The 24,675-nt window shown below is 42.8% G+C and carries 25 protein-coding genes and 1 pseudogene; 16 read left to right on the top strand and 10 right to left on the bottom strand.

Annotated features, from left to right (window positions below; translation table 11 throughout):
- The first annotated feature begins 62 nt into the window (after positions 1-62).
- Complete coding sequence (locus KG118_RS15455; RefSeq protein WP_117712166.1) at positions 63-1,247, top strand: heparin lyase I family protein; 1,185 nt, start codon at positions 63-65, stop codon at positions 1,245-1,247.
- Here KG118_RS15455 and KG118_RS15460 read toward each other — a convergent pair.
- The 5 genes from KG118_RS15460 to KG118_RS15480 all read right to left on the bottom strand — a co-directional run bounded on the left by KG118_RS15460 (position 1,217) and on the right by KG118_RS15480 (position 7,262).
- A complete protein-coding gene (locus tag KG118_RS15460) occupies positions 1,217-2,455 on the bottom strand; it encodes an ABC transporter permease (RefSeq protein ID WP_117712164.1) in 1,239 nt (412 codons plus the stop codon). The genes KG118_RS15455 and KG118_RS15460 overlap by 31 nt on opposite strands.
- On the bottom strand, positions 2,455-3,636 hold the full coding sequence (locus tag KG118_RS15465) for an ABC transporter permease (protein ID WP_117712162.1): 1,182 nt from the start codon (positions 3,634-3,636) through the stop codon (positions 2,455-2,457). The genes KG118_RS15460 and KG118_RS15465 overlap by 1 nt, the downstream gene beginning before the upstream one ends.
- Positions 3,637-3,680: 44 nt before the next feature.
- Positions 3,681-4,667: an HlyD family secretion protein gene (locus KG118_RS15470; RefSeq protein WP_117712160.1), complete on the bottom strand. Its 987-nt coding sequence runs from the start codon at positions 4,665-4,667 to the stop codon at positions 3,681-3,683.
- 39 nt (positions 4,668-4,706) lie between these two features.
- The gene (locus KG118_RS15475) at positions 4,707-6,194 is read right to left on the bottom strand and encodes a TolC family protein (RefSeq protein WP_117712159.1); all 1,488 of its coding nucleotides are present in this window, start codon (positions 6,192-6,194) and stop codon (positions 4,707-4,709) included.
- Between the two features lie 189 nt (positions 6,195-6,383).
- Positions 6,384-7,262 (bottom strand): hypothetical protein, encoded by an 879-nt coding sequence (locus KG118_RS15480; protein WP_117712157.1) that lies wholly within the window; start codon positions 7,260-7,262, stop codon positions 6,384-6,386.
- Between the two features lie 202 nt (positions 7,263-7,464).
- Here KG118_RS15480 and mdh point away from each other — a divergent pair, with 202 nt between their 5' ends.
- The 9 genes and pseudogenes from mdh (at position 7,465) to KG118_RS15525 (ending at position 15,924) form a co-directional block, all read left to right on the top strand.
- The gene (gene mdh, locus KG118_RS15485; protein WP_117712156.1) at positions 7,465-8,406 is read left to right on the top strand and encodes a malate dehydrogenase; all 942 of its coding nucleotides are present in this window, start codon (positions 7,465-7,467) and stop codon (positions 8,404-8,406) included.
- A gap of 236 nt (positions 8,407-8,642) precedes the next feature.
- Positions 8,643-9,215, top strand: a pseudogene (locus KG118_RS15490) (S41 family peptidase); the annotation flags it as partial.
- A gap of 565 nt (positions 9,216-9,780) precedes the next feature.
- Positions 9,781-10,314 (top strand): UpxY family transcription antiterminator, encoded by a 534-nt coding sequence (locus KG118_RS15495; RefSeq protein WP_004292395.1) that lies wholly within the window; start codon positions 9,781-9,783, stop codon positions 10,312-10,314.
- A gap of 55 nt (positions 10,315-10,369) precedes the next feature.
- The gene (locus KG118_RS15500; protein ID WP_117712154.1) at positions 10,370-10,852 is read left to right on the top strand and encodes a UpxZ family transcription anti-terminator antagonist; all 483 of its coding nucleotides are present in this window, start codon (positions 10,370-10,372) and stop codon (positions 10,850-10,852) included.
- 37 nt (positions 10,853-10,889) lie between these two features.
- Positions 10,890-11,525, top strand: coding sequence for a sugar transferase (locus tag KG118_RS15505; protein ID WP_115615955.1), 636 nt, complete (start codon positions 10,890-10,892; stop codon positions 11,523-11,525).
- An 88-nt stretch (positions 11,526-11,613) separates the two neighbouring features.
- Positions 11,614-11,907 (top strand): nucleotidyltransferase family protein, encoded by a 294-nt coding sequence (locus KG118_RS15510; RefSeq protein WP_117712153.1) that lies wholly within the window; start codon positions 11,614-11,616, stop codon positions 11,905-11,907.
- Positions 11,908-12,038: 131 nt separating this feature from the next.
- The gene (locus KG118_RS15515) at positions 12,039-13,583 is read left to right on the top strand and encodes a lipopolysaccharide biosynthesis protein (protein ID WP_117712149.1); all 1,545 of its coding nucleotides are present in this window, start codon (positions 12,039-12,041) and stop codon (positions 13,581-13,583) included.
- Positions 13,584-13,708: 125 nt separating this feature from the next.
- Complete coding sequence (locus KG118_RS15520; RefSeq protein ID WP_158561001.1) at positions 13,709-14,836, top strand: glycosyltransferase family 4 protein; 1,128 nt, start codon at positions 13,709-13,711, stop codon at positions 14,834-14,836.
- Between the two features lie 11 nt (positions 14,837-14,847).
- Positions 14,848-15,924 (top strand): glycosyltransferase, encoded by a 1,077-nt coding sequence (locus KG118_RS15525; protein ID WP_117712145.1) that lies wholly within the window; start codon positions 14,848-14,850, stop codon positions 15,922-15,924.
- 37 nt (positions 15,925-15,961) lie between these two features.
- Here KG118_RS15525 and KG118_RS15530 read toward each other — a convergent pair whose 3' ends face one another.
- The 3 genes from KG118_RS15530 to KG118_RS15540 are packed head-to-tail and all read right to left on the bottom strand — an operon-like array spanning position 15,962 to position 16,987.
- A complete protein-coding gene (locus tag KG118_RS15530) occupies positions 15,962-16,375 on the bottom strand; it encodes an N-acetylmuramoyl-L-alanine amidase (RefSeq protein ID WP_117712143.1) in 414 nt (137 codons plus the stop codon).
- Positions 16,372-16,479, bottom strand: a complete 108-nt coding sequence (locus KG118_RS17670; protein WP_158561000.1) for a smalltalk protein — start codon at positions 16,477-16,479, stop codon at positions 16,372-16,374. Before KG118_RS17670 ends, KG118_RS15530 begins: the two co-directional genes overlap by 4 nt.
- A 37-nt stretch (positions 16,480-16,516) precedes the next feature.
- Positions 16,517-16,987, bottom strand: coding sequence for an HU family DNA-binding protein (locus KG118_RS15540; protein WP_117712142.1), 471 nt, complete (start codon positions 16,985-16,987; stop codon positions 16,517-16,519).
- A gap of 202 nt (positions 16,988-17,189) precedes the next feature.
- Between KG118_RS15540 and KG118_RS15545 the strand changes: the two genes are divergently transcribed.
- Positions 17,190-17,408: a DUF4248 domain-containing protein gene (locus tag KG118_RS15545; RefSeq protein ID WP_117712283.1), complete on the top strand. Its 219-nt coding sequence runs from the start codon at positions 17,190-17,192 to the stop codon at positions 17,406-17,408.
- A gap of 133 nt (positions 17,409-17,541) precedes the next feature.
- On the opposite strand, the gene KG118_RS15550 is transcribed toward KG118_RS15545, so the two are convergent.
- Together KG118_RS15550 and KG118_RS15555 are read right to left on the bottom strand one after the other, a co-directional pair.
- Complete coding sequence (locus KG118_RS15550) at positions 17,542-19,332, bottom strand: DUF3987 domain-containing protein (RefSeq protein WP_233514902.1); 1,791 nt, start codon at positions 19,330-19,332, stop codon at positions 17,542-17,544.
- Between the two features lie 8 nt (positions 19,333-19,340).
- Positions 19,341-19,994, bottom strand: coding sequence for a BT4734/BF3469 family protein (locus tag KG118_RS15555; protein WP_117712139.1), 654 nt, complete (start codon positions 19,992-19,994; stop codon positions 19,341-19,343).
- Positions 19,995-20,107: 113 nt separating this feature from the next.
- On the opposite strand from KG118_RS15555, the gene KG118_RS15560 reads away from it, so the two are divergent.
- From KG118_RS15560 to KG118_RS15580, 5 genes are all read left to right on the top strand, one after another.
- Positions 20,108-20,311, top strand: a complete 204-nt coding sequence (locus tag KG118_RS15560) for a helix-turn-helix transcriptional regulator (protein WP_117712138.1) — start codon at positions 20,108-20,110, stop codon at positions 20,309-20,311.
- Positions 20,312-20,410: 99 nt separating this feature from the next.
- Positions 20,411-21,157, top strand: a complete 747-nt coding sequence (locus KG118_RS15565) for a glycosyltransferase family 32 protein (protein ID WP_117712136.1) — start codon at positions 20,411-20,413, stop codon at positions 21,155-21,157.
- A complete protein-coding gene (locus KG118_RS15570) occupies positions 21,157-22,173 on the top strand; it encodes a glycosyltransferase family 2 protein (RefSeq protein ID WP_117712134.1) in 1,017 nt (338 codons plus the stop codon). Before KG118_RS15565 ends, KG118_RS15570 begins: the two co-directional genes overlap by 1 nt.
- Positions 22,166-23,233: a glycosyltransferase family 4 protein gene (locus KG118_RS15575; protein WP_117712132.1), complete on the top strand. Its 1,068-nt coding sequence runs from the start codon at positions 22,166-22,168 to the stop codon at positions 23,231-23,233. Before KG118_RS15570 ends, KG118_RS15575 begins: the two co-directional genes overlap by 8 nt.
- Positions 23,233-24,315, top strand: coding sequence for an EpsG family protein (locus KG118_RS15580; RefSeq protein ID WP_117712130.1), 1,083 nt, complete (start codon positions 23,233-23,235; stop codon positions 24,313-24,315). The genes KG118_RS15575 and KG118_RS15580 overlap by 1 nt, the downstream gene beginning before the upstream one ends.
- Positions 24,316-24,675: the final 360 nt, after the last annotated feature.

A 24,675-nucleotide genomic window follows, 5' to 3' on the forward strand; every position in this document is an offset into this window, starting at 1 on the left:
GGAAGTATGAGTGATAGCTTTCGTACTTTTGCGATATAATTTAAGTTTAATATCAAAATAGGATGAAGAAAAACATTTTTATTATCTGTATGGTGGTGGCTACAGGTTGTATGGCAACACTGACTGCACAAACCAAAGGCACTAAAGCATTGGTCCCCTTGACTGAACGGGTAAATGTGCAAGCCGACTCTGCACGCCTCAATCAAATTATAGATGGCCGTTGGGTGGCTGTCGGAGCTAAAAAGGAACATGCCATTCAACGGGATTTTACGTGTCTGTTCAACGGCAAGCCTTCTTATCGTTTTGAACTGCGTAAGGAAGACAATACTTTGGAAGGATATGGAAAGGGAGAAACGAAAGGTCGTGCCGAGTTTTCTTATTGTTACGCTACTTCAGCGGATTTTAACGGATTGCCGGAAGACACTTACCGGAAAGCACAAATCACGAAAACCGTTTATCATCATGGAAAAGGTATTTGTCCGCAAGGCGCCTCACGGGATTATGAGTTCTCAGTATACATTCCGTCTACTCTGGACAGCAATGTCTCTACCATTTTCGCGCAATGGCATGGTATGCCCGATCGTACACTTGTCCAGACTCCTAATGGCGAAGTGAAAAAGCTGACGGTTGATGAGTTTATAGAGTTGGAAAAGACCACTATCTTCAAAAAGAATACAGGCCATGAAAAGGTAGCCAAGTTGGACAAAGAGGGGAACCCAATGAAAGACAAACAGGGAAATCTCATCTATAAGGCCGGAAAGAAGAATGGCTGGTTGGTAGAACAGGGCGGTTATCCACCGTTGGCTTTCGGGTTTTCCGGAGGTTGGTTCTATATCAAGGCTAATTCGGATCGCAAATGGCTGACGGATAAAACCGACCGTTGTAATGCCAGTGCTGAAAAGACCCCGATAATGAAGTCGGTAACTTCCGATTACAAGTCGTCTACGATAGCCTATAAGATGCCTTTTGCAGATTTTCCTAAGGATTGTTGGGTTACTTTCCGTATTCATATCGACTGGACTACATACGGCAAGGAAGCCGAAACCATCGTGAAGCCGGGCATGCTGGATGTACAAATGGAGTACACCGACAAGAAGAAAGCCGTTAAAGAGCATATCGTGAATAATGAGAAAATTCAGATAGGACGTAATGATGATGACGGCTACTACTTCAAATTCGGTATATATCGTGTTGGCAACAGTACCGTGCCGGTATGCTATAACTTGGCAGGATACGAGGAGAGGTAATTCTCTATCATATGCTTCCTGCTTTGTATGATTTGCCAGCGATAGACGAGACAAGTGGTAAGGAAGTATACTCCGGTTTGTACCCATAAAGCCTGATACTCAAATGAGACTTCATTGAGAGTGGCTCCCATGCTGTTGATACGTACATAGCCATTGATTCCGAAAGTGGAAGGGAAAATATAGGAGAAATATCTCCAGAATGCGGGCATTGCCGCTCCCGGCCAAGATATGCCGGACAGGAACAGTAGGGGCACGGAAGTAAATACGAATAATAACATACAGGTTTCCCGGTTGCGTATGGCAATGGATGCCGTCATTGCAAAAAAGATGCAAGCTGCCAGGTAGGGCAGGGCAAACAAAGTCAGCACACCGGGAATCGCTATTTGGTTGAGGCTGAAAAGACGGGGCACTACACATAGGATGTATACGGCTACCAGTGAATAGACCATAAAATAACTTAACCCTTTTCCCATAACAATGCGGAGTGTACCGTTATAATGACGGTTGATAGGAACTAAATCTTTGAAACGATTGTGCTCGCGGGCGGTTCCGGCAGATAAGCCGATGCCAAGTAGCAAAGTTTGCTGTATAATCAGTATGAGTACGGCTGGTATCAGGAAGGCGGCAAACCCGTTTGTTGGATTGAAAATGGCTACATCTTCGTATTCAATGGGGTAAGCTGTTATTTCATCTTGGCGTGCGGTGGTGTTGCCGGCGCGTTCCATCTTAATAGCTGCATTCATGGCGAGCGATACATTTGTATTGGCTGTCAATAACGCTTTGTAGTAGAGCAGTCCGCTCATATCGCAGAAAATGCTGACTTGTGTCTGTTTGCCCCGGGTTATGTCATCACTGAAATGGGTGGGTATGTAGATAATGCCATAGGCTTTACGATCCTTAAGCATGAGTTTGGCTTCTTCCATGTCGGCGCAATGCGCCACGATGCTTGTTTCGGGGCTGGCATCCACTTTCCGCAGATATTCCCGGCTTAGTGAACTGCGTGAATTGTCTACGACTACGGTAGGTACTTCACGGATTGTTTCGTTTGTGTAGATGAAAGAGTATATCAACGGATAAACCAACGGAACAAGTACAAAGAAAATCAGCACCCCTTGATCGCGGAAGGTTGTGCGAAATTCCAGTTTCCATATATAGAACAAGTCATATATGCCTTGTACGACTTTCTGTTTGAACGTCAGTTGTTTCATTAGGGTACGTATTTATAGGATATCAATGCTCCTTTCAGCCTGTGGGCTACAAGGAAAGGAAGCATCATGAAAATAAGCAATGCTACATAATTCATCCATGAATAAATCATTGGATAGCCGTTCAGGGCCTGATCTACATAGATAAGGAAATAGTGACGCAGGGGGAATAAATTTGCCAAACCTTGCAGTACGGGGTGCATAGCCATAGCCGGGAATGACAGTCCGCACATGGAGAACGACAATACTCCCCATAAAGATGCGAAGCTCAGTCCCAACCGCAGTGTGGGAAGAGTGCCTATCATCAGTATGCCCATGCCTTGTGAAGCCAGTACCAAGCAAAGCGTGGCAAGTAACATCGGCAGAATTCCGCTATTGCAGGGAAAGTGCAGGAAGCCGTATAGATATACATTATATAATATACCCATAAGGAAGAAGACAGCTGTATGAGGCAGTAATTTCCCGGCAAGGGAAATCCAGATAGAGTTATTACCTGTGCGCAACCATTCGCGGGCGGTGCGGTCTTTAATTTCTACACCGATGGAGTAAACGGTTATCATAAAGATGAGCAACATCAGTACACCCGGAGCAAATGTGTTGCACAGATATACGGAATAGTTCAGCCAGGGATTGTTCAGTGGGTGGGTGTCGATGACAATCGGTTGCAGAAATGCCATTGCCTGGTCTTCCGTAGCACCTTTGGCGTACAATGCAGTGCGTGCGGCGGCTCCTGATGCCAGTTCGCTCATCATCTTCATATCCTTAAAAAGCAATGAACCGGCTATAAGTAATGTATTGTTGGTGTAAAAAGAAACTTTGGGCTGACGTTGGGCTTGTACTTTGGCAGTTATTCCATCGGGGATGTAGTAGAAACCGTAAATCTCTCCCTTTTGCATGGCGATGCGTGCATCGCCAATATTAGGGTAATGGGCTATGACTGCTGTTTGCTCGAAAGCATCCAGATTGCGTATCAATTGGCGGGAGGTGGTAGTCATGTCTTGGTCTACTACGCCGACCGGCATATTGGTGGGCAGACCGGAATCCATTAATGTCGTGAAAAAGACATAACAGAACAGAGGCGCCACTATCATACAAAACAGGTATAGCGGACGTGAAACGAGGCGGTGGAACTCACGTTTCATCACATTCCACAAAGCTATGTATTTATTGTTCTTCTTCTCCATTATTACTCCATCACTTTATCATCTTACCGCTATCAGTCATTTTGTCACTTTTTCAATATCACACTCATGCCCGGACGCAGTCTTTCTACTTTTTCCTGCGGAGACGCTTTGACTTCGAATGTCTTTAAATCGAATTGCCCGGTAGTTTTGGTAGCTTTCCAGGCGGCATATGTACCGAGGTCTTTCATGTAGTATACTTTCAGGCGGATGTTTTTGTCAAGAGCGGGAATGAAGGCTTCGAATTCTGTTCCCATGCCTAACCCTTGTAATAAATCCTCGCGTACATTGAAAGTAACCCACATATCTTTCATGATGGCAATATTCATAATGGGAGCGCCTGTACCTACCAGTTCGCCAACTTTAGGGAATATTTCGGAGACTTCTCCGGCTGTCCGAGCTATCAGATAAGTTTCTTTGATGTACGATTCCACCTCGGCTACAGCGCCTTTTGCCCGTTCTACCAAGGCGGCTGCGGCGGCTTTGTCTTCGCGTTCGGCACCGTTCTTAGCCATGGTATATTGGGCTTTGGCGGCTTTCTCGGTGGCTTGTGCGGCATCACGTTGTGCGGTTACTTCATCCAGCTTTTGTGCGGACATCACTCCTTGGTCGTGCAGGTTCTTTACGCGTTTGTACGACTTCTCCGCTATGGCAAGTCCGGCTTGGGCTTTCTGCCACATTTCGTAAGCCGCCTGTATCTGCTCTTGGCGGGCGCCTTTCAGGGCTTTTTCGTTCTGGGCTTGTGCGGCGGTTTCGGCAGCACGTGCCTGTTCCAGCTTGGCTTGTACATCCGGAGCCTCAAGAATGGCAAGCGTGTCTCCGGCTTGTACGTTCTGCCCTTCCTTTACCCGGAACTCCAGGATACGTCCCGGAACTTTGCTTGATACTCGATACTCCGTTACTTCCGCCTGGCCTTGTATGATTTCCGGTCCTTTACGCAGCATGAAGAAACCGACCAAAGCTACGATGGCAATTACCCCCGTTAAAGTGAGGAATGCCAGCAGCATGTTACTGTTTTGTGATTTTGTATCCATTTTATGATCTATAATTTGTCGATTTTAAAATTCCGCACCTTAATTTTCAATCCTCAGTTCCCCTGTTGCTTTCTTTAGATAGATTTCTGTCAGTTTCACGTCAATCTGTGCATCTATCTTTTCCGATTGGGCGGATAGCCAAGCGGTATGTGCTTCCAGTACATTACTTGCCGGGATAACTCCTTCTTCGAATCCGAGGGTGGCATAGCGTAAGTTCTCATTCGCCTTTTCCAGATTCTTTTCAGCCATGATGAGCTTTTTGGCTGCTTCGTTTACTTTGAAAACCGATTGATTGACTTGCAGCTCTATCTTTTCTTTGGCATCATCCAGTTGATATTGGGTGATACGTGCTTCGGATTTGGCGGCTTTTACTTTATAAATGCCTTCTCCCCAATGCCAGATAGGCACACTGACCATAACACCTACATTCCACATCCCTTTGAATTTGTTTTCAAAGCTGTTGAAAACGGAAGGATTGGTTGCCATATAGTTTCCAACGAAGGCTACGGACGGCAGGAATTCCGAGCGGGTGACGTTCACTTTCTGTTTGTATATTCGAGTGGCAAGTTCCAGGCTGCGGACTTCCGGACGAGTGGCATACACATTGTTTAAATCAATGTTGTTGCTGGCTACAGGAGTGGGAACTAAGTCGTCTTCCTTTTCATCCGCTAAAATGATAGGGCTGCTAAGATCTAATCCGCATAACTGGCATAGCAGCATTTTGGAAAGGCTTAAACCGTCATTCACTTTTGTCAGAGTCATCTCAGCTTCGTTTACTTTTACTTTGACCGATAGCCCGTCCGCTTTAGTGGCAACTCCTTCAGCTATCATTTTGTCTACATCGCTCTCCAATTTTTGTAAAAGCTCGAGGTAACCTTCTGCCAGCTTTTTTTTATTGGCGAGAGATACTACTTGCCAATATGCTTGGTCTGTGCTTAGAATGACTTCCTGCATTCCGCTGTTGTGCTGTTGGCGTGCCAGTTCCTCGGCATATTTGGTGATTTTGTTGTAAGCGCGTATCTTACCTCCCATATATAGCGGTTGGGTCAATGTTAATGCTCCGGCGTACATATTACGTGTATCGGTACGGAACGCATCAACAAGCGATTGCCCTAATCCGTTCAGAGGAGTGGCGATATCTACATTGCCCAATGATTGGACAAGTGCCATAAATTGTGGGTTTTGTGCCAGTTGCGGATACTGGGTTATCATCCCCTGAATACCATTCTGCAACGCATCGCTTACTTGCGTCCCTGCAGAGCTGAGTGCACCTTTTTGTGCATCATTTAGCAGGGAAAACTCTTTTTGGTTGCGTATATACCCGCCGGTAGCGGATATGTTGGGCAGATAGTTTGTGAATGCCGCTTTTTTTCGGTAATGTGCCGCTTTGATTTTTTCCTGACCGATTAGTAAGTCTTTGTTGTTGGTAATCGCCAATGCACGGCAACTATCCAAACTCAGAATACCCTGTGCAACCGTTGGAAGCGTCAGGCAGGTCAAACAGATGAAACAGAAGAACTTTTTCATTATATCTATACATTAGAATAGCAGTGGAAACGTTGTTTAATAAAGCAACAACAATTGCATAAACAACGATGCAAATGTATAGGGTTTCAGTGATATTGCAAAATAAATCGAGGCTTTTTTGATTTAAGATGATAAATATGGCGGAAAGAAACGTAAAACAGGCTGTTCTTCTGTCTGAAGAAGTATTACTTAATCCAGATTGAATGATTGAGAACCGATGAGTGTTCCGTCAGAGAATATATCTACACGATAACTTCCTGCATAAAGGAACTCCTCGACATCCCAATAAACCGTTATATTCTGTTCTTCACCGTTATACTCTATATATTTTTTGATAGAGTATGCCAATTCCCGATTTTCATAAGGAAATGTGTTGGAAGCGCTTTTGCTTAATACATCATTATCCGGTTTGGTAATGCGGACGTAGAGCGTACGTTCTCCCGTTTCGGCGGTTATGTTCTTGACGATTGTAAAATTGATTTTCAGTTTAACGACGTCTTTCACTTTTTTGGCGGTTTTGCCTCGCTTGTTGGTGGCTTGGATATTGATGTTCGTAGCATCCAGCTGGGCGGCAAGCGTCACCTTCTTATTCAGATTCTTCTTTTCTTCGGAAAGGTTGCTTATCTGTTGCGAAGCGACGTTGTACTTGCGGGTGACATCGGCTATCACTTCCTTTTGGTGGGTGGTGAGACGACTCAGGGAGTCTATTTGGTTGATATAACCGATCATTACTTTACGCAAGGTCGCCAATTCTTTTTTCAAACGGCGTATTTCGGTAGCATTGGTGCTTTTTACAGTACGGAGTTCTTCCAACAGGCGCTGTGTCTTTAGCTGTTCTTGCTCCAACAGTACGGAAAGAGAGTCGTTGGAAACGGTAAGCTTCAACTCATCGTATTGTTTGGCAAAGTCGGTGTACTGATTTTCCAAATCCTCTTTTTCCAGATTAAACTCTTGTACCAATTCGCTGTTGGTTCGCTTTTCTGAAATCAACAATATGGTTACACCTATTAGTAATACTATCAAAAGGCTTCCGATAACAATCTGGGGCGTATTTTTTTTATTGGTCATTATTCTTATAACTCTTAATTTTAACTTGGTTAGGTTCTATTCCGCCGCAAAAATAAGCATTTATCACTAATCACTGACCACTAACCACTATCAAATTCTTCATTTAACTAAAATTATTACGGAAATATTTCTTTAATTAGGAATGTCGTTGTACTTTTGTGGCAACTTTATAGAACACTTATAAACAAAAAAATTAGAAATTATGTCAAAAGTAACCGTAGTAGGTGCAGGTAACGTAGGTGCTACATGCGCTAATGTGTTAGCCTTTAATGAAGTGGCTGACGAAGTGGTAATGCTGGATGTTAAAGAAGGCGTTTCAGAGGGTAAAGCAATGGATATGATGCAGACTGCTCAACTGTTGGGCTTCGACACCACTGTTGTAGGTTGTACCAACGATTATGAGAAGACTGCTAACTCTGATGTTGTTGTTATCACTTCAGGTATCCCTCGTAAACCGGGTATGACTCGTGAAGAGTTGATTGGTGTGAATGCAGGCATCGTTAAGTCGGTTGCACAGAACATTCTGAAATATTCTCCGAATGCTATCCTCGTAGTTATTTCTAACCCGATGGATACTATGACTTATTTGGCATTGAAGTCTTTGGGAGTTCCTAAGAATCGTATCATCGGTATGGGTGGTGCTTTGGACAGCTCTCGCTTCAAATATTTCTTGTCTCAGGCTTTGGGCTGCAATGCTAACGAAGTAGAAGGTATGGTTATCGGTGGTCACGGTGATACTACCATGATTCCTTTGGCTCGTTTGGCTACTTACAAAGGTCAGCCGGTAAGCACACTGTTGAGCGCGGAAAAATTGGATGAAGTAGTTGCTTCTACTATGGTAGGCGGTGCTACTCTGACTAAGCTGCTGGGTACTTCTGCATGGTATGCTCCGGGTGCGGCAGGTGCTTATGTAGTTGAATCTATCATCCACAACCAGAAGAAGATGATTCCTTGTTCAGTATATTTGGAAGGTGAATACAGTGAATCGGATATTTGCATCGGTGTTCCTGTTATCCTTGGCAAGAACGGTATCGAAAAGATTGTAGAATTGGAATTGAACGCTGACGAAAAGGCTAAATTTGCTGCCAGCGCTGCTGCTGTTCACAAAACTAACGCTGCTTTGAAAGAAGTAGGTGCTCTCTAATTGAGGGGGTAACTTTAAAGTATAAGCAAGGCCTCACGTACTTTTACCGAAAAGGAAAAGTCGTGAGGCTTTTTTATTACCTATTATATAAAAAAATATTATTAGCTTTTGCCGCTGTCTGCATGGCGAGCTTCGCTTTTGCACAAGATGCCCCGCTTTGGATGCGTCATTGTGCTATTTCTCCTGACGGAACGACGATTGCTTTCACTTACAAAGGAGATATTTATACAGTGCCGGTCAATGGTGGACACATCGGCTATGTTCATATCAAGGGAACGGATAGCCCGAGTTTCCGCAAAATATATTCTGAATTGTTGGGACGTAACCGCAATAAGGAAGCGGTAGTGGTGGATGTTCGTCATAATGGTGGCGGATGGCTGCATGATGATGTTGTTACGTTACTTAGCGGTAGAGAATACGAGTGCTTCGTTCCGCGTGGGCAGTATATTGGCAGTGATCCGTTTAATAAATGGTTGAAACCGTTTTGTATGTTGGTGTGTGAGGACAATTACAGTAATGCCCATGGCGCTCCTTTTGTTTACAAGACTTTAGGCATTGGCAAGTTGGTAGGTACGCCTGTTGCCGGAACAATGACGGCTGTGTGGTGGGAACGTCAGATCAATCCCAGCATTGTATTTGGAATTCCTCAGGTGGGTTGCATGGATATGCAAGGCAATTATCTGGAGAATCATACTCTGCAACCGGATATTTTGATATACAATACGCCGGAAGAGATGATAAGCGGAGATGATGCACAATTGAAAGTTGCAGTGGAACACCTGCTAAAACAGTTGCCTCGGAAAAAATAATTAGTACAGATTACAGTTGAGAAAGAGAACCCTGTCAAGTATGCAAAAATACCTCCGATAGGGTTCTCTTTTTATATTCCGAGTTCGCTGAAATCGTTTCAGATTCTGCTTGATACAGAAGAAATATACTTGGAAAGGGAATATTATTGTAGCAACGAAGAGGCTGATTTTATGCTTTGTAGCTATGTGGAAAGTGTTTTTTGAACGTTCGTTTAATAAACGCAAAGATACGAGTGTTTTTATTATTGGCAAAATATTTGATGTAAATAAATGGATGATTTATTTTTATTTAGATACATTGCTTTGATTATTAATGCATTGCTTCCGTAGTGCTCTGAAATAAATGCGTTTATATTTTAACAATTTCACGTGTTGGAGAAATCTGTAAAAGAGGTGTTTTTTAAACGAACGTTTAAAAAACACTTTTTGCTTTTAACTCATTCGTTTGCAATACTTTATAGAAGCTAAACTAACATCGTACGGTTTGAATGGTCAGAAATGTCCCGTTCAAACCGCGAAGCGCACCCTAACCCGAAGGATCCCCTTTAAATTATATTACTTTTAAGTGTCTGAAACACAGAAATATTGGTTTGCTGCCCGCACTCGTGACAAGCAGGAGTTTGCCATATGCAAATCCCTTTCCCGGTTGAAGTCTGAGGAGCATTTGGATGTCGATTATTACCTTCCCACCCGTATTGTGGTTTCCCAATTGAAGTACCGCCGCAAGCGCAGTGAAGTCCCTGTCATCCGCAATCTGGTCTTTATCCGTACCACCAAGCAGACGGCCTGCGACCTTTCCAATGTCTATGGCGTGCGTCTTTTCTATATGAAAGACCTCTTCACCCGTTCCATGCTTGTGGTTCCGGACAAACAGATGTCCGATTTCATGTTCGTGATGGACCTGAATCCCGACGGTGTCAGCTTCGACAATGGCTCCCTTGTTGTAGGCGACAGGGTGCGTGTTGTCAAGGGCGATCTCACCGGCGTTGAAGGCGAGGTTGCCACAAATGCCAACAGGACGTATGTCGTTATCCGTATCAAGGACATCCTGACCGCAAGTGTCAAGGTTCCCAAATCTTATTTGAAGATAATCAAGTAATAATTCAAACATTGTTTTCAAGAAACAATAATATTCCATCAAAATCCCTTTCTCAATGAATAATTTGACTTCTCGTGCTCTTGAGCTCCAGCGTTTGGCTCACGAGCTGATGTATCTTGGTGTAGACGGTGAGCCGATCTATTCAGACACCTTTTGCCGTTTGAATAAGGATGTCCTTCTGCAGTGCGATTCTCTTTTCTTGCTCCGGGGGAGCACCTCCGATGAAGAGGCCAATCTCTGTCTGGCTCTCCTTTTAGGTTATAATGCCACGATTTATGACTACGGTAATAAGGAGCGTAATAAGCAGTCTGTGCTTGATCGTGCTTTTGAGGTACTCGAACAGCTTCCCGCCTCCTTGCTGAAAGTGCGCTTGCTCACTTATTGCTATGGTGAGGTCTATGAAGAGGCCCTGCTTCGTGAAGCCCACGAGATAATAGGGAGTTGGGACAATACCTCGTTGTCCTCCGGGCAGGCCGAGATCATTGAAGAGCTTCGTAACATTGAGGAGAACCCTTATCCTTACGAAGTGATAGAATAGGAAGAAAATAGAACTAAACTAAGACTTTTATATTTTTATGGAACCAATTGAGAAAGATGATCATTTCATTCCCGACGGAATGAATGCCTTTGAGCGTAATGTAAAGCGCATCGGCGACTGTATTCTGGCCCTTGGCGCGCTCATTGTTTTTTCTCCTTTATTTTTACTCTGTTATATAGCGGTGAAGCGTGAAGACGGTGGTCCCGCTATTTTCAAGCAGGAGCGTATCGGCCGTTTCGGTCGTCCTTTCAACATCTATAAGTTTCGCAGTATGAAGCTGGATGCGGAGAAGCATGGCCCGGCCCTGTATGCCGGTGAGGGAGACTCCCGTATGACTAAAGTAGGCCGTTTTCTTCGCGACCACCACTTGGATGAGCTTCCCCAGCTTTGGAACGTGTTCTGTGGTGATATGGCCTTTATCGGTCCCCGTCCCGAACGTCAGTTCTTTATCGACCAAATAATGAAGGAGGATCCTCGCTATCGTTATTTGTTCCAGATCCGTCCGGGCGTCACATCGTATGCCACTCTTTACAATGGTTATACCGATACTTTGGAGAAAATGCTCCGCCGCCTGCGTTACGATTTGTTCTATCTGGAACACCGTTCTTGGGGCTTTGACATCAAGATACTTTTTATGACGTTTATGAATATAGCGTTCGGGAAGAAATTCTAAGAAAAATAAGGGAACTAAAATAAAAATGCCTGTTTTTGCATAGAAACATCTGAATGTCTCAATTCATTATGTATGATTGAATGTAAAAATGAGGAGTACAACTGAAATAATAAATTTACTGAAACGCTTTAAGAGTACGTCTGCCCATAAATACGGAATCTGTTCTTTGGGTATTTTCGGTTCGTTCGCTCGTAATCAGCAAGATGAAAAGAGCGATTTGGATGTATTTGTCACTTTGCAAGATTCTGATTTCTTCACTTTGGAGAAAATCAAAGAAGAGTGGGAACAATTATTACACTTTAAGATTGATGTAGTAAACTTTAGAGATACATTGCGTGATTCCTTTAAACAAAACATTTTGAAAGATGCGATTTACATCTAAAGCAATCGTAATAGAGTACTTGGGGTTGATAATTGAAAAGTCGAACTTAGTCATTGAACGTAATGTTGCCATAGTGAACGTTCATGATTTCCTCATATTTCAATATATATATATCCTTAAATAACAAACACGTGCCTGAATCTTCCCGGACTGCCAAGAGCATCAAAAATGCGAAGGTAGCCCTTATCTTTTATTTCATTAATTTAGTTCTCCAATTCTTCTCCCGCAAAGTCTTTCTTGACTATTTGGGAGCGGAAGTACTGGGACTGAATACAACTGCACAAAACCTGTTGGGCTTCTTGAATTTGGCAGAATTGGGAATTGGAAGTGCCATTTCTTATGCACTTTATAGGCCTCTTTTTAATAAAGATTCTCAGACTATCAATGAAATCGTTTCCGTACAAGGCTGGCTCTATCGAAAAGTTGCGATTGTGGTAGTTGTTGCTGCTTGTGTACTGATGTGCTTTTTCCCGTTAATCTTTGAAAAAGCGAAAGTTCCTTTATGGTACACTTATGCATCCTTTTCCGTTCTTCTGTTTAGTGCTTTGTTAGGATATATTTTTAATTATAAGCAAATTGTTCTGACAGCCGATCAAAAGGAATATAAAATCACTCTGAATATACAAGGTGTTAAGGTCGTGAAAGTCGTAGCCCAAATATTGGCTATCACCTATTTGGCAAACGGCTATGTTTATTGGTTGATACTTGAGTTTTTAATGGGTATAGCAACTACAGTGGTTATAGAATATGTGCTACATCGCGAATACCCTTGGTTGCGTCCGCAACCTCAATTGGGCGGATTGCTCCACAAGAAGCATGAGGAGATTATCAGGAAGACCAAGCAAATTTTCTTTCATAGAGTCGGTGGATTTGCTTTTACCCAATCCAGCTCCATTATTATTTATGCATACGCTTCCCTTTCGCTGGTTGCTGTTTACGGTAATTATATGTTGGTTGCCACCGGATTACAAATGTTGGTAAGCGCTATTTTCAACAGTATTAATGCGGGTATCGGCAATTTGGTGGCGGAGAATAATAAGGAACGTACCGTTTCCGTTTTTAATGAATTGTTTTCTCTCCGCTTTTATATTGTAGCGGTGGTGTGCTATGGTTACTATATGCTGGTTGGTCCTTTTATTTCTCTGTGGATTGGTGAGGAATATATATTGGATCATACAACATTGTTATTGATTACTGCCATTCTTTTTGTAGACTTGGTGCGTAATATTATAGATTCTTTTAATAATGCTTACGGACTTTTTCAGGATGTATGGGCAACAGTGGTAGAAGCGTGCATCAATATCGGTTGCTCCATTTGGTTTGGCTATCTGTGGGGATTACCCGGTATCCTGGCAGGTGTTCTACTGAGTTTGTTATTGATTATCTTCCTATGGAAACCTTACTTCTTGTTTGGTTGGGGATTCAGAATCTCCGTACTTCACTACTGGAAACTCTATTTCAAATGTTTTGTGGCCGGAGCGGTAGCAGTGGTGATTTGTATGATTATGTTTTCTGTGATGCCAACAAACTTTGGGGGAAACTATCGACTCTTAATTTTATATACAGTTGTGCCTGTGATGATTTTTAGTGTATTATTCCTGCTTATCCTGTGTGGCATTAATAGCTCAATGCGGCAAGGAATAGGCAGAATACTAAGCCTGATACATAAATATTAATTGGTGGATTCTGAAAATATAAAAATGGTTAGCATCCAAAAAAGACGTATAGTATACTAGTTTCAAAATCCTAACCTTCGCTGCTGTAATCCAAAAATTCAAAAACGATGTACATAGAAAATAGTATGAAGATTTTATTTGATTTGTCGGGGCATGATTCTATCTATTCCGGCGTTACGATATATGCACTGCGCACTCTTTCCGGTTTCGTAAAGAATGGATATAAAGATGTAACGATATTATGTGAGCCAAAACTGTACGATTATGTAACAAATACATTCCCTGATTATGAGAGTATAAAGTGTGAATCTTTAAAAGTATGCAGATTTCGTTTGGTAGTAAAAGGGTATTACTGGTCTCGTTTGGTAAACCAGAGTGATGCAGATGTTGTATTTTCACCGCATCCGTCTTGTCTGGGCTATCTGTTTACAAAAAAGAAAATTGTTCAAACAGTCCATGACCTTCAGCCGCTGAAAGTGTATAAAGGATTACCACGCGTGGTATATGCTTTGCTTTTTCCGTTTATCTTGTTAAGAAGCGAAAGAATTATCACTATTTCCGATTATGTAAAAAAGGAGATTGAGAGAGTATATCCGTTTATATCCCGGTCTAAAATAGAAACAATCTATAACAGCGTGGCGGTTGATGATACATACTATGGCACTTCTCCTTTGCAAGCAGGATATTTGCTTTATGTGAGTTCACTGTTGAAGTATAAGAATGTGCTTACTTTATTGAAAGCGTATAACCTGATAAAGGAACAGATTAACCGGAAACTGGTGATAATCGGTCGCGTTATCAATCTTGCGGACGATTCTTGGGAAAAGGAGGCGCTTCCTTTTATTCAGAAGAACCATTTGGAGCGTTTTATCATTCATATTTCACAGCCATTGGCAGACGATGAGTTATCTCGTTATTTCCAGTTTACCGATCTCTTTATCCATCCATCCTTATTAGAAGGATTTGGTTATACTCCCATTGAGGCGGCCATTCATAAAGTGCCTGTTTTAACTACTAAGGAAACCGCTTTATACGAAACGACTATGGGGTTACTGAACTACTATAGTCCAGCTACGGATGAGCATGCTTTAGCGGAAAAGATATTGCTGTTATTGGAGAACAAGGTCGCTCCGGAGGAGTTGGAAAGAATATCAGAAACGTTGAAAAAACAATACGATTACTGTAACCAGTCTCGGAAAATCTATGATTTATTGCTTAAAACATTTACATCTGGAAGTTTCATGGGACGCTAACAAAATATTTAATGAAAACAAAAGTATACATAGACTTCCGCTGTGACCGTGTTTATTCTTCTTATTATATAAAGGGGTTATGTCAGGTGTTTGGCAGTCAAAACGTGATATATACCTTGAAATATTTTCGAGAGGTTGATATGACTAAACTTATCCCAAGCGATGACCCTGCCGGAGGTGAAGATCCCCGCATGCTTTTGTTTGTCGTAAAAAACGGAAATCGTATCCGGAAGTTTGTGGTTGACTACAATGATAAAACTTATATCAGGGATAAAATGTATGAGTGGTGTGATGTCTATGCCAAAATTAATTTTGAAAAAGATAAACTTCCCGAAAAATACAAGGCGAAAATTTTGTCAATACCGCCGGGTACAGCTACTCCGGCTCACGGATATTGTAGGACTGTATTGAATGCACTGCATAGTACCATTGTCCTGTTTCTGCTCCGTAGAAAGATACTTAAGAAGCCCCTGCCATTTCTCAAAGAGTGTGTTTCCGCCAGATTCAAACGCATCAACATGTCAGAACTGGAAAATGCAAGCCCGGCTGTCCGGCCGTTTTATCTTTTCTTTATTTCCTCTTTGTGGAAATATAGGAATCATCCGCAATACGATGCTTATATCGATGCAGTGAATGATGGGAGACTGATATATTTGGATGCGGTTTCGTCAATGGATTCGGTTTGTTTTGAGGGCGGCTTATGGTCTGTGGAAAAACCATTGTATAATTCAAGCGGTAAGAATATCAGTTATAGTACTCGATATAGTTACAGAGATTACATCAATAAAAGCAAACAGTCGGTGTGTGTGTTCAATCTTCCTGCCGTATGGGGATGCCATGGCTGGAAGATGTGTGAGTTTCTTGCCATGGGTAAAGCCATTATCAGTATGCCAATGAAGAATGAGTTGCCGTCTCCTTTAATCGATGGCGAAACTGTCTACTTTGTTCATAATGAAGCGGAGATAAAAGAGGCGGTGGAGCGTATTATGAATGATGAGTCTTTCAGAAAAAAGTTGGAGAAGGGAGCGCGTGATTATTATCACAGATGGTGTGCACCTGATAGTGTGATAAAGTTGATAACGGGTTAGTGTGTTAGCATCCCCCAAGACGTATAGTATAATAGTTTCAAAGCCCCCTGTACTCCGCCACTGTATTGAAGCAGGGGCATGGTTTCATCGGATTCAGGTCATGATGTCCCACAATCAGCGCTTGTGGAAAAAGTTGTTTCAACTCCCGCAGCAACGCCAGTAGTGAAGCCTTTTGCAGCAGCGTGCGGGTGTCGGCAGGTTGTCCCGAGGCAGTAAGGCCGCCCTCGTAGCAGATGCCTATGGAATAGCGGTTATGCCCTCGGCAATGCGCACCCATCTTTTCTATCGGACGTCCTCGGTGAATTTCTCCGTCACGTGTCACGTAGAAGTGATATCCGATGTCCCGGAATCCCCGGTGCAGGATGTGCTCCCGTCGGCAATCTTCAAAGCTCAGGCTCACGCCCTGAGGCGTGGTCGAGCAGTGAATAACAAGCAGGGTAACGGTTCTCATCGTCCTATGCAGGAACTGATACCGAATACTCCGGCAAGGGCGGTAGCTACCGCCACAAGTGCTTTGAGGACGATGCCCCATACAGATTTTGATTTTGTGCTCATGTTGTTTAAATATGAATTAATATTTAATGCTTAATATTTATCCCAGCGGATTCTCCTCTTGTCCCTCTTCTAAGTCGCTTCCGCCTCCGGTGGGCGTATCTTCCCCGGTGGTGTACTTGGAAGCCTCTTTCAACTGGCCTTCCAAGTTGATTTGGGCGTTGCTCAACTCTCCGGTGGCACGGGCACGGAGCTTCAGCCCCTTTACATTGTCCGCCAGCGTGAAGTCGGCAGCCGAGGCAGCGCCTTTCTTGCTGACGATGCCTACGGAAAAAATGGCGAGGTCGTCCAGCTTCACGTTCTTGCCGTCCAAGATAAGCTCCTTGATGCAGGAAATCATGTCGGTGAGCACGCCTTTGATTAACCCGGCGGAATAGGGCGTGTTGTGGTTTGCCATGTGCTTGGCAAGCTTTTCGGTGTCGAAGGTGTCTTCAATGAGAGGACGGGCATACCAAAGACCGTTGTGAGAATTGTTCTCTCCTGTAATTTGATACTTTTTGTAACGAATCATACTTTTTTGAATTTTAAATTATGAATTGTCAATTGTCAACTATTTTGTGATCACATGGCAAAGATACGACACGGTAAAAGCTGGTTTGCAGGTTTCTGTCCGTTCGGGTTCATTATGGTTCGTTATAGTTGAATAAATGTTCATTTGTATGAATGTTTTTATGTACCTTTGGAGTATAATAAGAACTGAAACTCAAAAAGATATGGGAGAATTCAAGACACATATGTATGGCCGTACCGAACTGGCGCAGACCTATTTTCCCGACCTGTGCCCGCAGGCGGCTTTTCGTAAACTGAACCAATGGATAGATTTTCACCCCACCTTGCGGAGCGAACTCCGGGCGCTGATGCCTTCGGAGAAGACAAGGACGTATACCCCGGCACAAGTGCGGCTGATTGTAGAGGTGCTGGGAGAGCCGTGATTTCAACTGTAAAGAGCTACTTGGAAGAGCCGGAGTTGAACTTTAGCTCTCTGAAGTGGCTCTTTACAGGGACAGGACGGATAGTGGCACTGAAAAATGCACTAAATGCAGAAAATGCAGAGGTCTCGCTTCCTCACACACGCGTGCGTGTATATATATGGGCGTCTTCCTGTAAGGCACCCTGTTTCAATAGACGCCTTAGCCAGCTCAGCACGGTATTGGGGTTAACGCCCTTTTGGGCAGCGTGTTCCAACAGTTCCGTACGGTTGAAGGCTTGCGGCATATCGTGGAAGAAATTGTCCCGGTCGGCGTTGGTGCGTCGGCTTACTTCTGTCTTTGGCAGGAAAGACAGGATGTGCGTAGCGTGCTGGTAAAACGGTTCCACGAGTCCGATTACCGCCTCGAAGTCGACTGTGGAGAGGTGGATGTCCCAACGGGTGATGATACCGTCTTTCAGGTTGTCCGTGGGGAGCTCGGTATCAGGGGTGAGGTTTCCTCGCAGCAGTCCGACGATGGTGGCTATGCGGCAGATATTTACTGCCATACGTGCCACGGAGCTGCTCATTTCGTTGCCCTGATTGGCATAGGCATGCCGGAAGAGGGCGGCGAAGCGGCTGTTGAACTCGCTGCGCTGTTCTTCGGTAAACTTCAGGGTGTAGAGGCCTCCCTGTTTCAATTTTTCCAACTGCCGCTTCCATTCCTCGCCCATGGTGGCAAAGAGGCTTTCCATGTCGGTGTCGTGGTTGTCGAACTGATCCTTCCACTCATGTATGGCAGGCATATAGTAGAAAATCTGTCGGGAGAAAAGCCCGTTCTCTACCGAGGGTATGAGTGGTTTCACTTGCGCCGGCGTTCCGGATAGGAGAATGGAGAGGTAGGACTTCTTGATTTCGCGATATTCCTGCTCCGTGCGGCGGTTGTACGAGAGGAAATCGTGGTCGAAAGCCCTGCGCAGCGTGTCACTCCAATGACCGTAGTCCGTGCCGATGGCAGTGGAAATGGTGTCCGCCTCCGTTTCAAAGATAATTCCCGTGCCGTTGGCATCCATGATATTTTGCAGGATTCCCGTGCCTGTGTTGTTGCCCGATATGATGAACATCTTGTTGGGGGGCATCTGTGGTTCTTCCACTTGTCCGCGCTCTTTGCCCAAGGCGTTGTAGCTGTTTTTCGCTTTCTTGTAGACGTCCATCTGCTGTCCCACTTGCTGGCGTATCTCGTCGTGTATAGGCTCTATCAGCAGGCGTATGAATCCCAGTACCCCTTTGCCCGCAGCGGGGGGCGCCACGATGAAGGTCTGGAGGCAGGGCGATTGCATTTTGCCCCCGTATAGGCAGCGGGCCTTACGTTCCATGCAGGCTCCCAATGCGGTGAGAGCTCCGAGCAGCAATACGTCGCGTTGCGGCCCTGTGGCGTCGCAGTCGCGGATGCGTTGCAAGGGCTGCGGCCATTCGGCTTCGGGCAGCAGGGGGAGGGGCAGCAAGGGTTCGCTGCCGGGTGTCTTTTCTTCTTCACGCTCCGGGAAGTCGTCGGTGCCGGACTGTAAGTCTTTGTCCGCAATATAAGGTACGTGCGCGTGTGTGTGAGGAAGGGGAACCGGTGCATTTTTGGCATTTTGTGCATTTTTTGTCTGTTTTGTCAGTTTCTCTTCGCAGATGTTCACACCTACCGCTTGGGCAAGGTGGAATGCTGTACCCAAGTGTACGCTTCCTTTCCCGTTCTTTAAGGCGTTGGTGTATAGGCGGTCGGCATGGGCTGACTGATATTTGGGCGAGAGACGGCAGATGCGGTGGAATCCAGCTCGCCCTCCTTCACCGCAATCGGTGGCTATCGCCATGGCAAGTTGTACGTATTCGGCATAAGAGGGCGCGATGTCTGCGCAGGCTGCTTCGATGGCAGCTGTGAGTTTTTCTAATGATTTAAACATGTTGTGATTTATAAGTTGTGATTTATGGGGCATGGAAGAGGTTTTTTCTGTTCTCTGAACAAGGCTTCGGGATCATGGCACAGGAAACAGGCACGCACGATGTCCTTGCCTGAAGTGTCCACGCCTTTGCCTGTGGGCTTGTCTTGCGTATCGCCTCCGTAGGCCATCTCTACGTAGTTCATTGCCCAATACATGCTTTCTGCGGCATTTTGTGCGGCATCGGCGGCATGTTCCTGCCGATAGGGCACAAAGGCTTTCACTCCTCGTCCGCCGGGACTTACAAAGCAGAGTACGGGACATAGGAACGGATCATCGAAGAGTGTCCGGCGCATTTGCTCGGCCTCTTGGAGGGAGTCCAAATGGTCGATGTCCACCACTACCAGTCCGGAGGTTTTCAGCAACGAGCGGCAGTTGCGGCGGGTGAATACGCCGCAGGGAGTGACGTAGGGCAACAGGGAGGCTTTGGCGGCGCGTATGTCGGCGGCGTTCCGCACCTGTAAGGTGGCAAGGCGCAACGGTTCGTTGCAGGTGATGAGTTGATACACATCGGCAGGGGTCACTTCCATGGCGGGAGTCAGTGTGGCAGCTTTTAGGATTCGTCCCTGCGGGTTTCGCTGGGGTGCGATGGGGTTTTGGAACAGTGACATTTTACATTCGTTCATTATTTCTTTGGGTTTTGAAATTTCCGGTGAAGTTAGAGAGAATAATCCGTAGTGGATTACACGTATAGGTGTAATCCTAATACAATAATTTGTTATAATTCAATAAAGTTAACATGAAACAACTGACAAATGATGTCATTACTCCTCTTAACTGGGGAAAAAAGATTGAAGAAGTGCGTAACCGTTTGGGTATTCACCAGATTGACTTATGCATAGAAGCAGGGATAAGTCCCTACACCTACCAAAAAATAAAAAGGGAAGAGGGGCGAGGCACGACAGCCTGCTGCGACTTTTGGCATGCCTGCGCCGCGCAATGACGGAAGAAGAATTCAGGGAGTTCTGGATGGGGCTGGTAAACTGTTAGGAATTATGAGAGTGGCTTACAGAAGAAACAACGTAAATAAAAATATAATAGTATGATACCTAAAGTTATTCATTATTGTTGGTTGAGCGGTGATCCTATTCCCGAAAAGTTACAGCGTTGTATGGATAGCTGGAAGAAATTCCTTCCGGACTATGAGTTTGTATTGTGGGACTTGGAGCGTTTTGATATCAAGACCTCTCAATGGGTAAAGGAAGCATTTGAAGCGCAGAAGTATGCTTTTGCTGCTGATTATATCCGCTTATATGCGGTTTATAATTACGGCGGAATTTATATGGATATGGATGTAGAAGTAGTAAGACCTTTTGATGATTTGTTGGCATCGCCCTATATTTTGGGCTTGGAATCGGAGAAAGGGGTGGAGGCTGGTGTATTTGGAGCAGAAAGATACAGCCTTTTTTTGAAAAAAATTTTGTCTTATTATGAAAGACGATCTTTTTTGAAAGAAGATGGAACGTTTGACATGCGTCCTTTACCTTCTGTTTTGTTCGAAATACTGACTGATAATTATGTTTTGAGAGAAAGAAATTCTGTCGGTATTCCTTTTGATTCCAGCATGATGTATTTATTCCCTTCGGATTACCTTACCGCCAAATCTTATCTCAACGGAAAAATAGAAGTAACGAAACATACCTATACTATTCATCACTTTGCGGGGTCGTGGTTGACTCGAGGGCGCAGAGTCAGGGTCGCTTTTTTGAGGTTGTTGGGAGAGAGTAATGCGAATTTACTTGTACGAATTAAAATGAGTATTTTTAAGAAACTAAGGATAATTAGATAATGAAAAATTATGAAGTGACATTGAGTATACCTGTCTATAATGTTGAAAAGTATATTCATACAGCATTGTTTTCTGCTTTGAATCAAAACTTTGAAAGTATAGAGTTTCTTATTGTTGATGATAAAGGTACTGATAGAAGTATGGAACTTGTGAACGAGATAGTTACTACTCATTTACGAAAAAACGATATACGGATTATAGATAATTTAGTAAATAAAGGATTGAGTGAATGTAGGAATATTGCAGTAAGAGAAGCGAAGGGGAAATATCTGTATTTTATGGATAGTGATGACGAAATTGTGCCTGAATGTATTTCTATTCTTCATAAAAGAATATTAGAGACAGATGCAGATATGGTTGTGGGTTCTTATGTTAGGAAAAAAGAGAATAAAGTCGTTAGTAAAGATTGGGTATATGAAGATATGTTTACAGGCTTCTCGGATGGATTAAAAAAACTTTACTTGTCTCGTAAACTTAGAAAAGTACATACTCCTTTATGGAATAAGCTATATAACTTAGACTTTTTAAGAAGAAATGAAATATTATGTGCGCCCCAAACTAGACTAGTTGATGATATGTACTTTACATTTTTAGTAATGTGGAATATAAAAAAACTTTGTTTCGTTTCTGATATAACTTATTTATATTATGAGCGCTCGGGCGCGCTTACTGATATGAGGATTAAAAAGAATGATAAACACAGCAGAATTGCATCGGAAGGAATGTGCATTATTGATTTAAAGAAAAAATTTCTATTTAAGACAACGGATCCTATTATACAGTCTCTTCTATCTGATTATATTATTCGGGAAATTTTGTTTTTAGCTAGTGTACAATGTAGTTATAGATTACCGTTGAGGAATAAGATAGAATCAATAGACAGGCTATTGAAACCTTTCGAACGATGTACGGGTAAATATAAAATTATCTATAGTATCCTTTGTTCTTTATTTCCTGTGTTTAAATATATAGTTGTAAGTTCTTTTATAAAAATAAAAAAACTGATTCATGCGTAAGTTAGTGTTTTTGATAAATTCTTTGCACAATACAGGTGGTACTGAACGTATGACCACCTTGTTAGCAAATTATTGGGCAAATAAGGGAGGTGTGTCTGTTTGCATTGTTTCTATTCATAAGGGAGAAAAACCTTTTTTTGAATTGTCTAATGAAGTGAAAATATATTATATAAAGAAGTCAAGGAAATCTAATATATACATAGGATATCTCCCTAATTTATTTAAAGTAAGAAAGATAGCTCGGAATATCCAACCGGATTACTGGATTGATGTATGCAGTGCGATGTCTTTAATTAGTATTCCTGCTTTGATAGGTATGAATATACGTATTTTAAGTTGGGAACATTTTAATGCTAATGTTGAGTGGAATCCTATAACTTCAAATTTGGCTCGTAGATTGGCTGCTCGCTATGCGGAGAAAATAGTAGTATTAACACAAGATGATAAATCTATTTTCAAGATGCGTTATCATGCTGATAATGTCGTTTGCATCCCTAATCCTATAACTATTAGGGTAGACAAACCTTCTCCATTGGATGTCAGATGCGTGTTGGCAATAGGACGTTTTACTTACCAAAAGGGTTTTGATATGCTTATTGATGCGTGGGCTTTGACTAAATGTCGAAAGGAAGGCTGGCAACTTCGCATTGTAGGTGGAGGTGAATTGGAAAGTAGTCTGAGAAAGCAAGCTTTATGTTTAAATTTAGATTCTATTGTTTTTGAACCTTTTTGTCAGGATGTTATATCTCTTTACCGAAATGCATCTATGTATGTAATGTCATCACGATTTGAAGGTCTGCCATTGGTTCTTATTGAGGCTTTGGCTATGGGATTGCCTATCGTAAGTTTTGATTGTGAAACAGGTCCTAAAGATATAGTTGATAATGGTGTTAACGGTGTATTAGTACCTACTGGTGATGTTGAAATGCTTGCGAAAGAGATAGATGAGTTAGCTGGTAATGTTGCACGTCAGCATTTATATGCAAAGCATGCTTTGACGAAAAGTGAAGAGTTTAAAGTGGAAAAGATAATTCATTTGTGGGAAAAACTCATTAAATAATGAGTGCTTATCTTTTGCTTTTTTCATGGCTTGTTTTCATGTCTTTTTCCGGTTTGTATAATTCTGGTAGGAAGATAAGGCTTTTAATTTATTCCCTTTCTGTTCTTGTTCTTATTTTGTTTGCTGGATTACGAGGACATAATGTAGGTTTTGATTATGAAAGCTATGAAAACATATTTGAGGATTCAGATGATATTCTTCAAGTGTCATTGTTGGAGCCAGCTTTTAAATTATGGGTATGGTTTTGGAAACCTTTCGCTAGCTTTCAATTGTTCTTATTGGCAACAGCTGTTTTGGCAGTCTCTTTGAAAGTTTTTTTTATTCACAAATATTCTTTTTATCCATTAGTTAGTCTGGTAGTTTATTTTGTCACGATTCTGCTGATAAACGATATGGGGCAAATTCGCTATGGGCTGGCGATGAGCCTTATGTTATTGTTTTTTCACGAAATAGTGAGATCGCATATAAAAAAAGCATTTTTCTTTTTTTTTCTGGCTGTTCTTTTTCACTATTCTGCTCTTATAGCGCTTCCGGCACTGCTGTTGAGAAGACACGTATTTACCAGAAAACAGGTACTGTTTCTGTTCTGTGTTTTCTTTAGTTTCTATATATTTAGTATTAACGATTTGTTACAGTGGAGTATGGCATACATTCCGTTTCCGCATATACAGTCAAAAATCCAGTTTTATACGGCTTATACGGATACTTATGGGAAAAGTTTGGGGCTGAATATTTCTTTCTTATTGCGAAGCATCATCTTATTCATGCTTTTTGGGTGTAAAAGTAATGCCAAAGTAGATTCCTACACATGGAATTTTCTGTTTAATATGTATTTCTGCGGTGTACTGATTTATATGATGTTTAATTCTAACTCCGAATTTGCCACTCGTGGGTCTGGATATTTCAAGATTTTGGAATTGGTTATTTTACCATTATTCATTTATGTGTCCCGCGGTTTCCGCAACAAGCTATTGATATGGCTTTTTATTATGATGTATTGTCTTTATTCTTTAAGTAAGATACTTTTCGATACCGAGTTTGGTGGTCCTTATCTGCCTTATTCCAATGTTTTATTCGATTGAACTGATATGTGTAAATCTCGTATTCTTCTGGTAGAAGGCAGAAGAACGGTGGGTGGTGGACAAATTATGAGCCGTAGAATTTGTGATGTACTTTCTACGAATTATGACATAGCCGTTTTTTTGCCGGATGGTGAAAGTCCGTTAGCTGAGTTGTTGCAAGATTATTCCTTACATCGTTACCCAATGCTGGAATATCACAGCGGGAAAAAAGGAGTGAGCGATGTGTGCCGTTTTATATATACCTCAAATCCGCAACTAAGCTCTTCAGCGTCCTTCTTGCGTCTAAACGTCCTCTCATCACTGAATTAGCAGATAAATTGAGGCTGAAATACCCACTTCTGCCCACAATATCCCCTTGCC

This window comes from Bacteroides propionicigenes (assembly GCF_018390535.1).
Classification (GTDB): Bacteria; Bacteroidota; Bacteroidia; order Bacteroidales; family Bacteroidaceae; genus Bacteroides; species Bacteroides propionicigenes.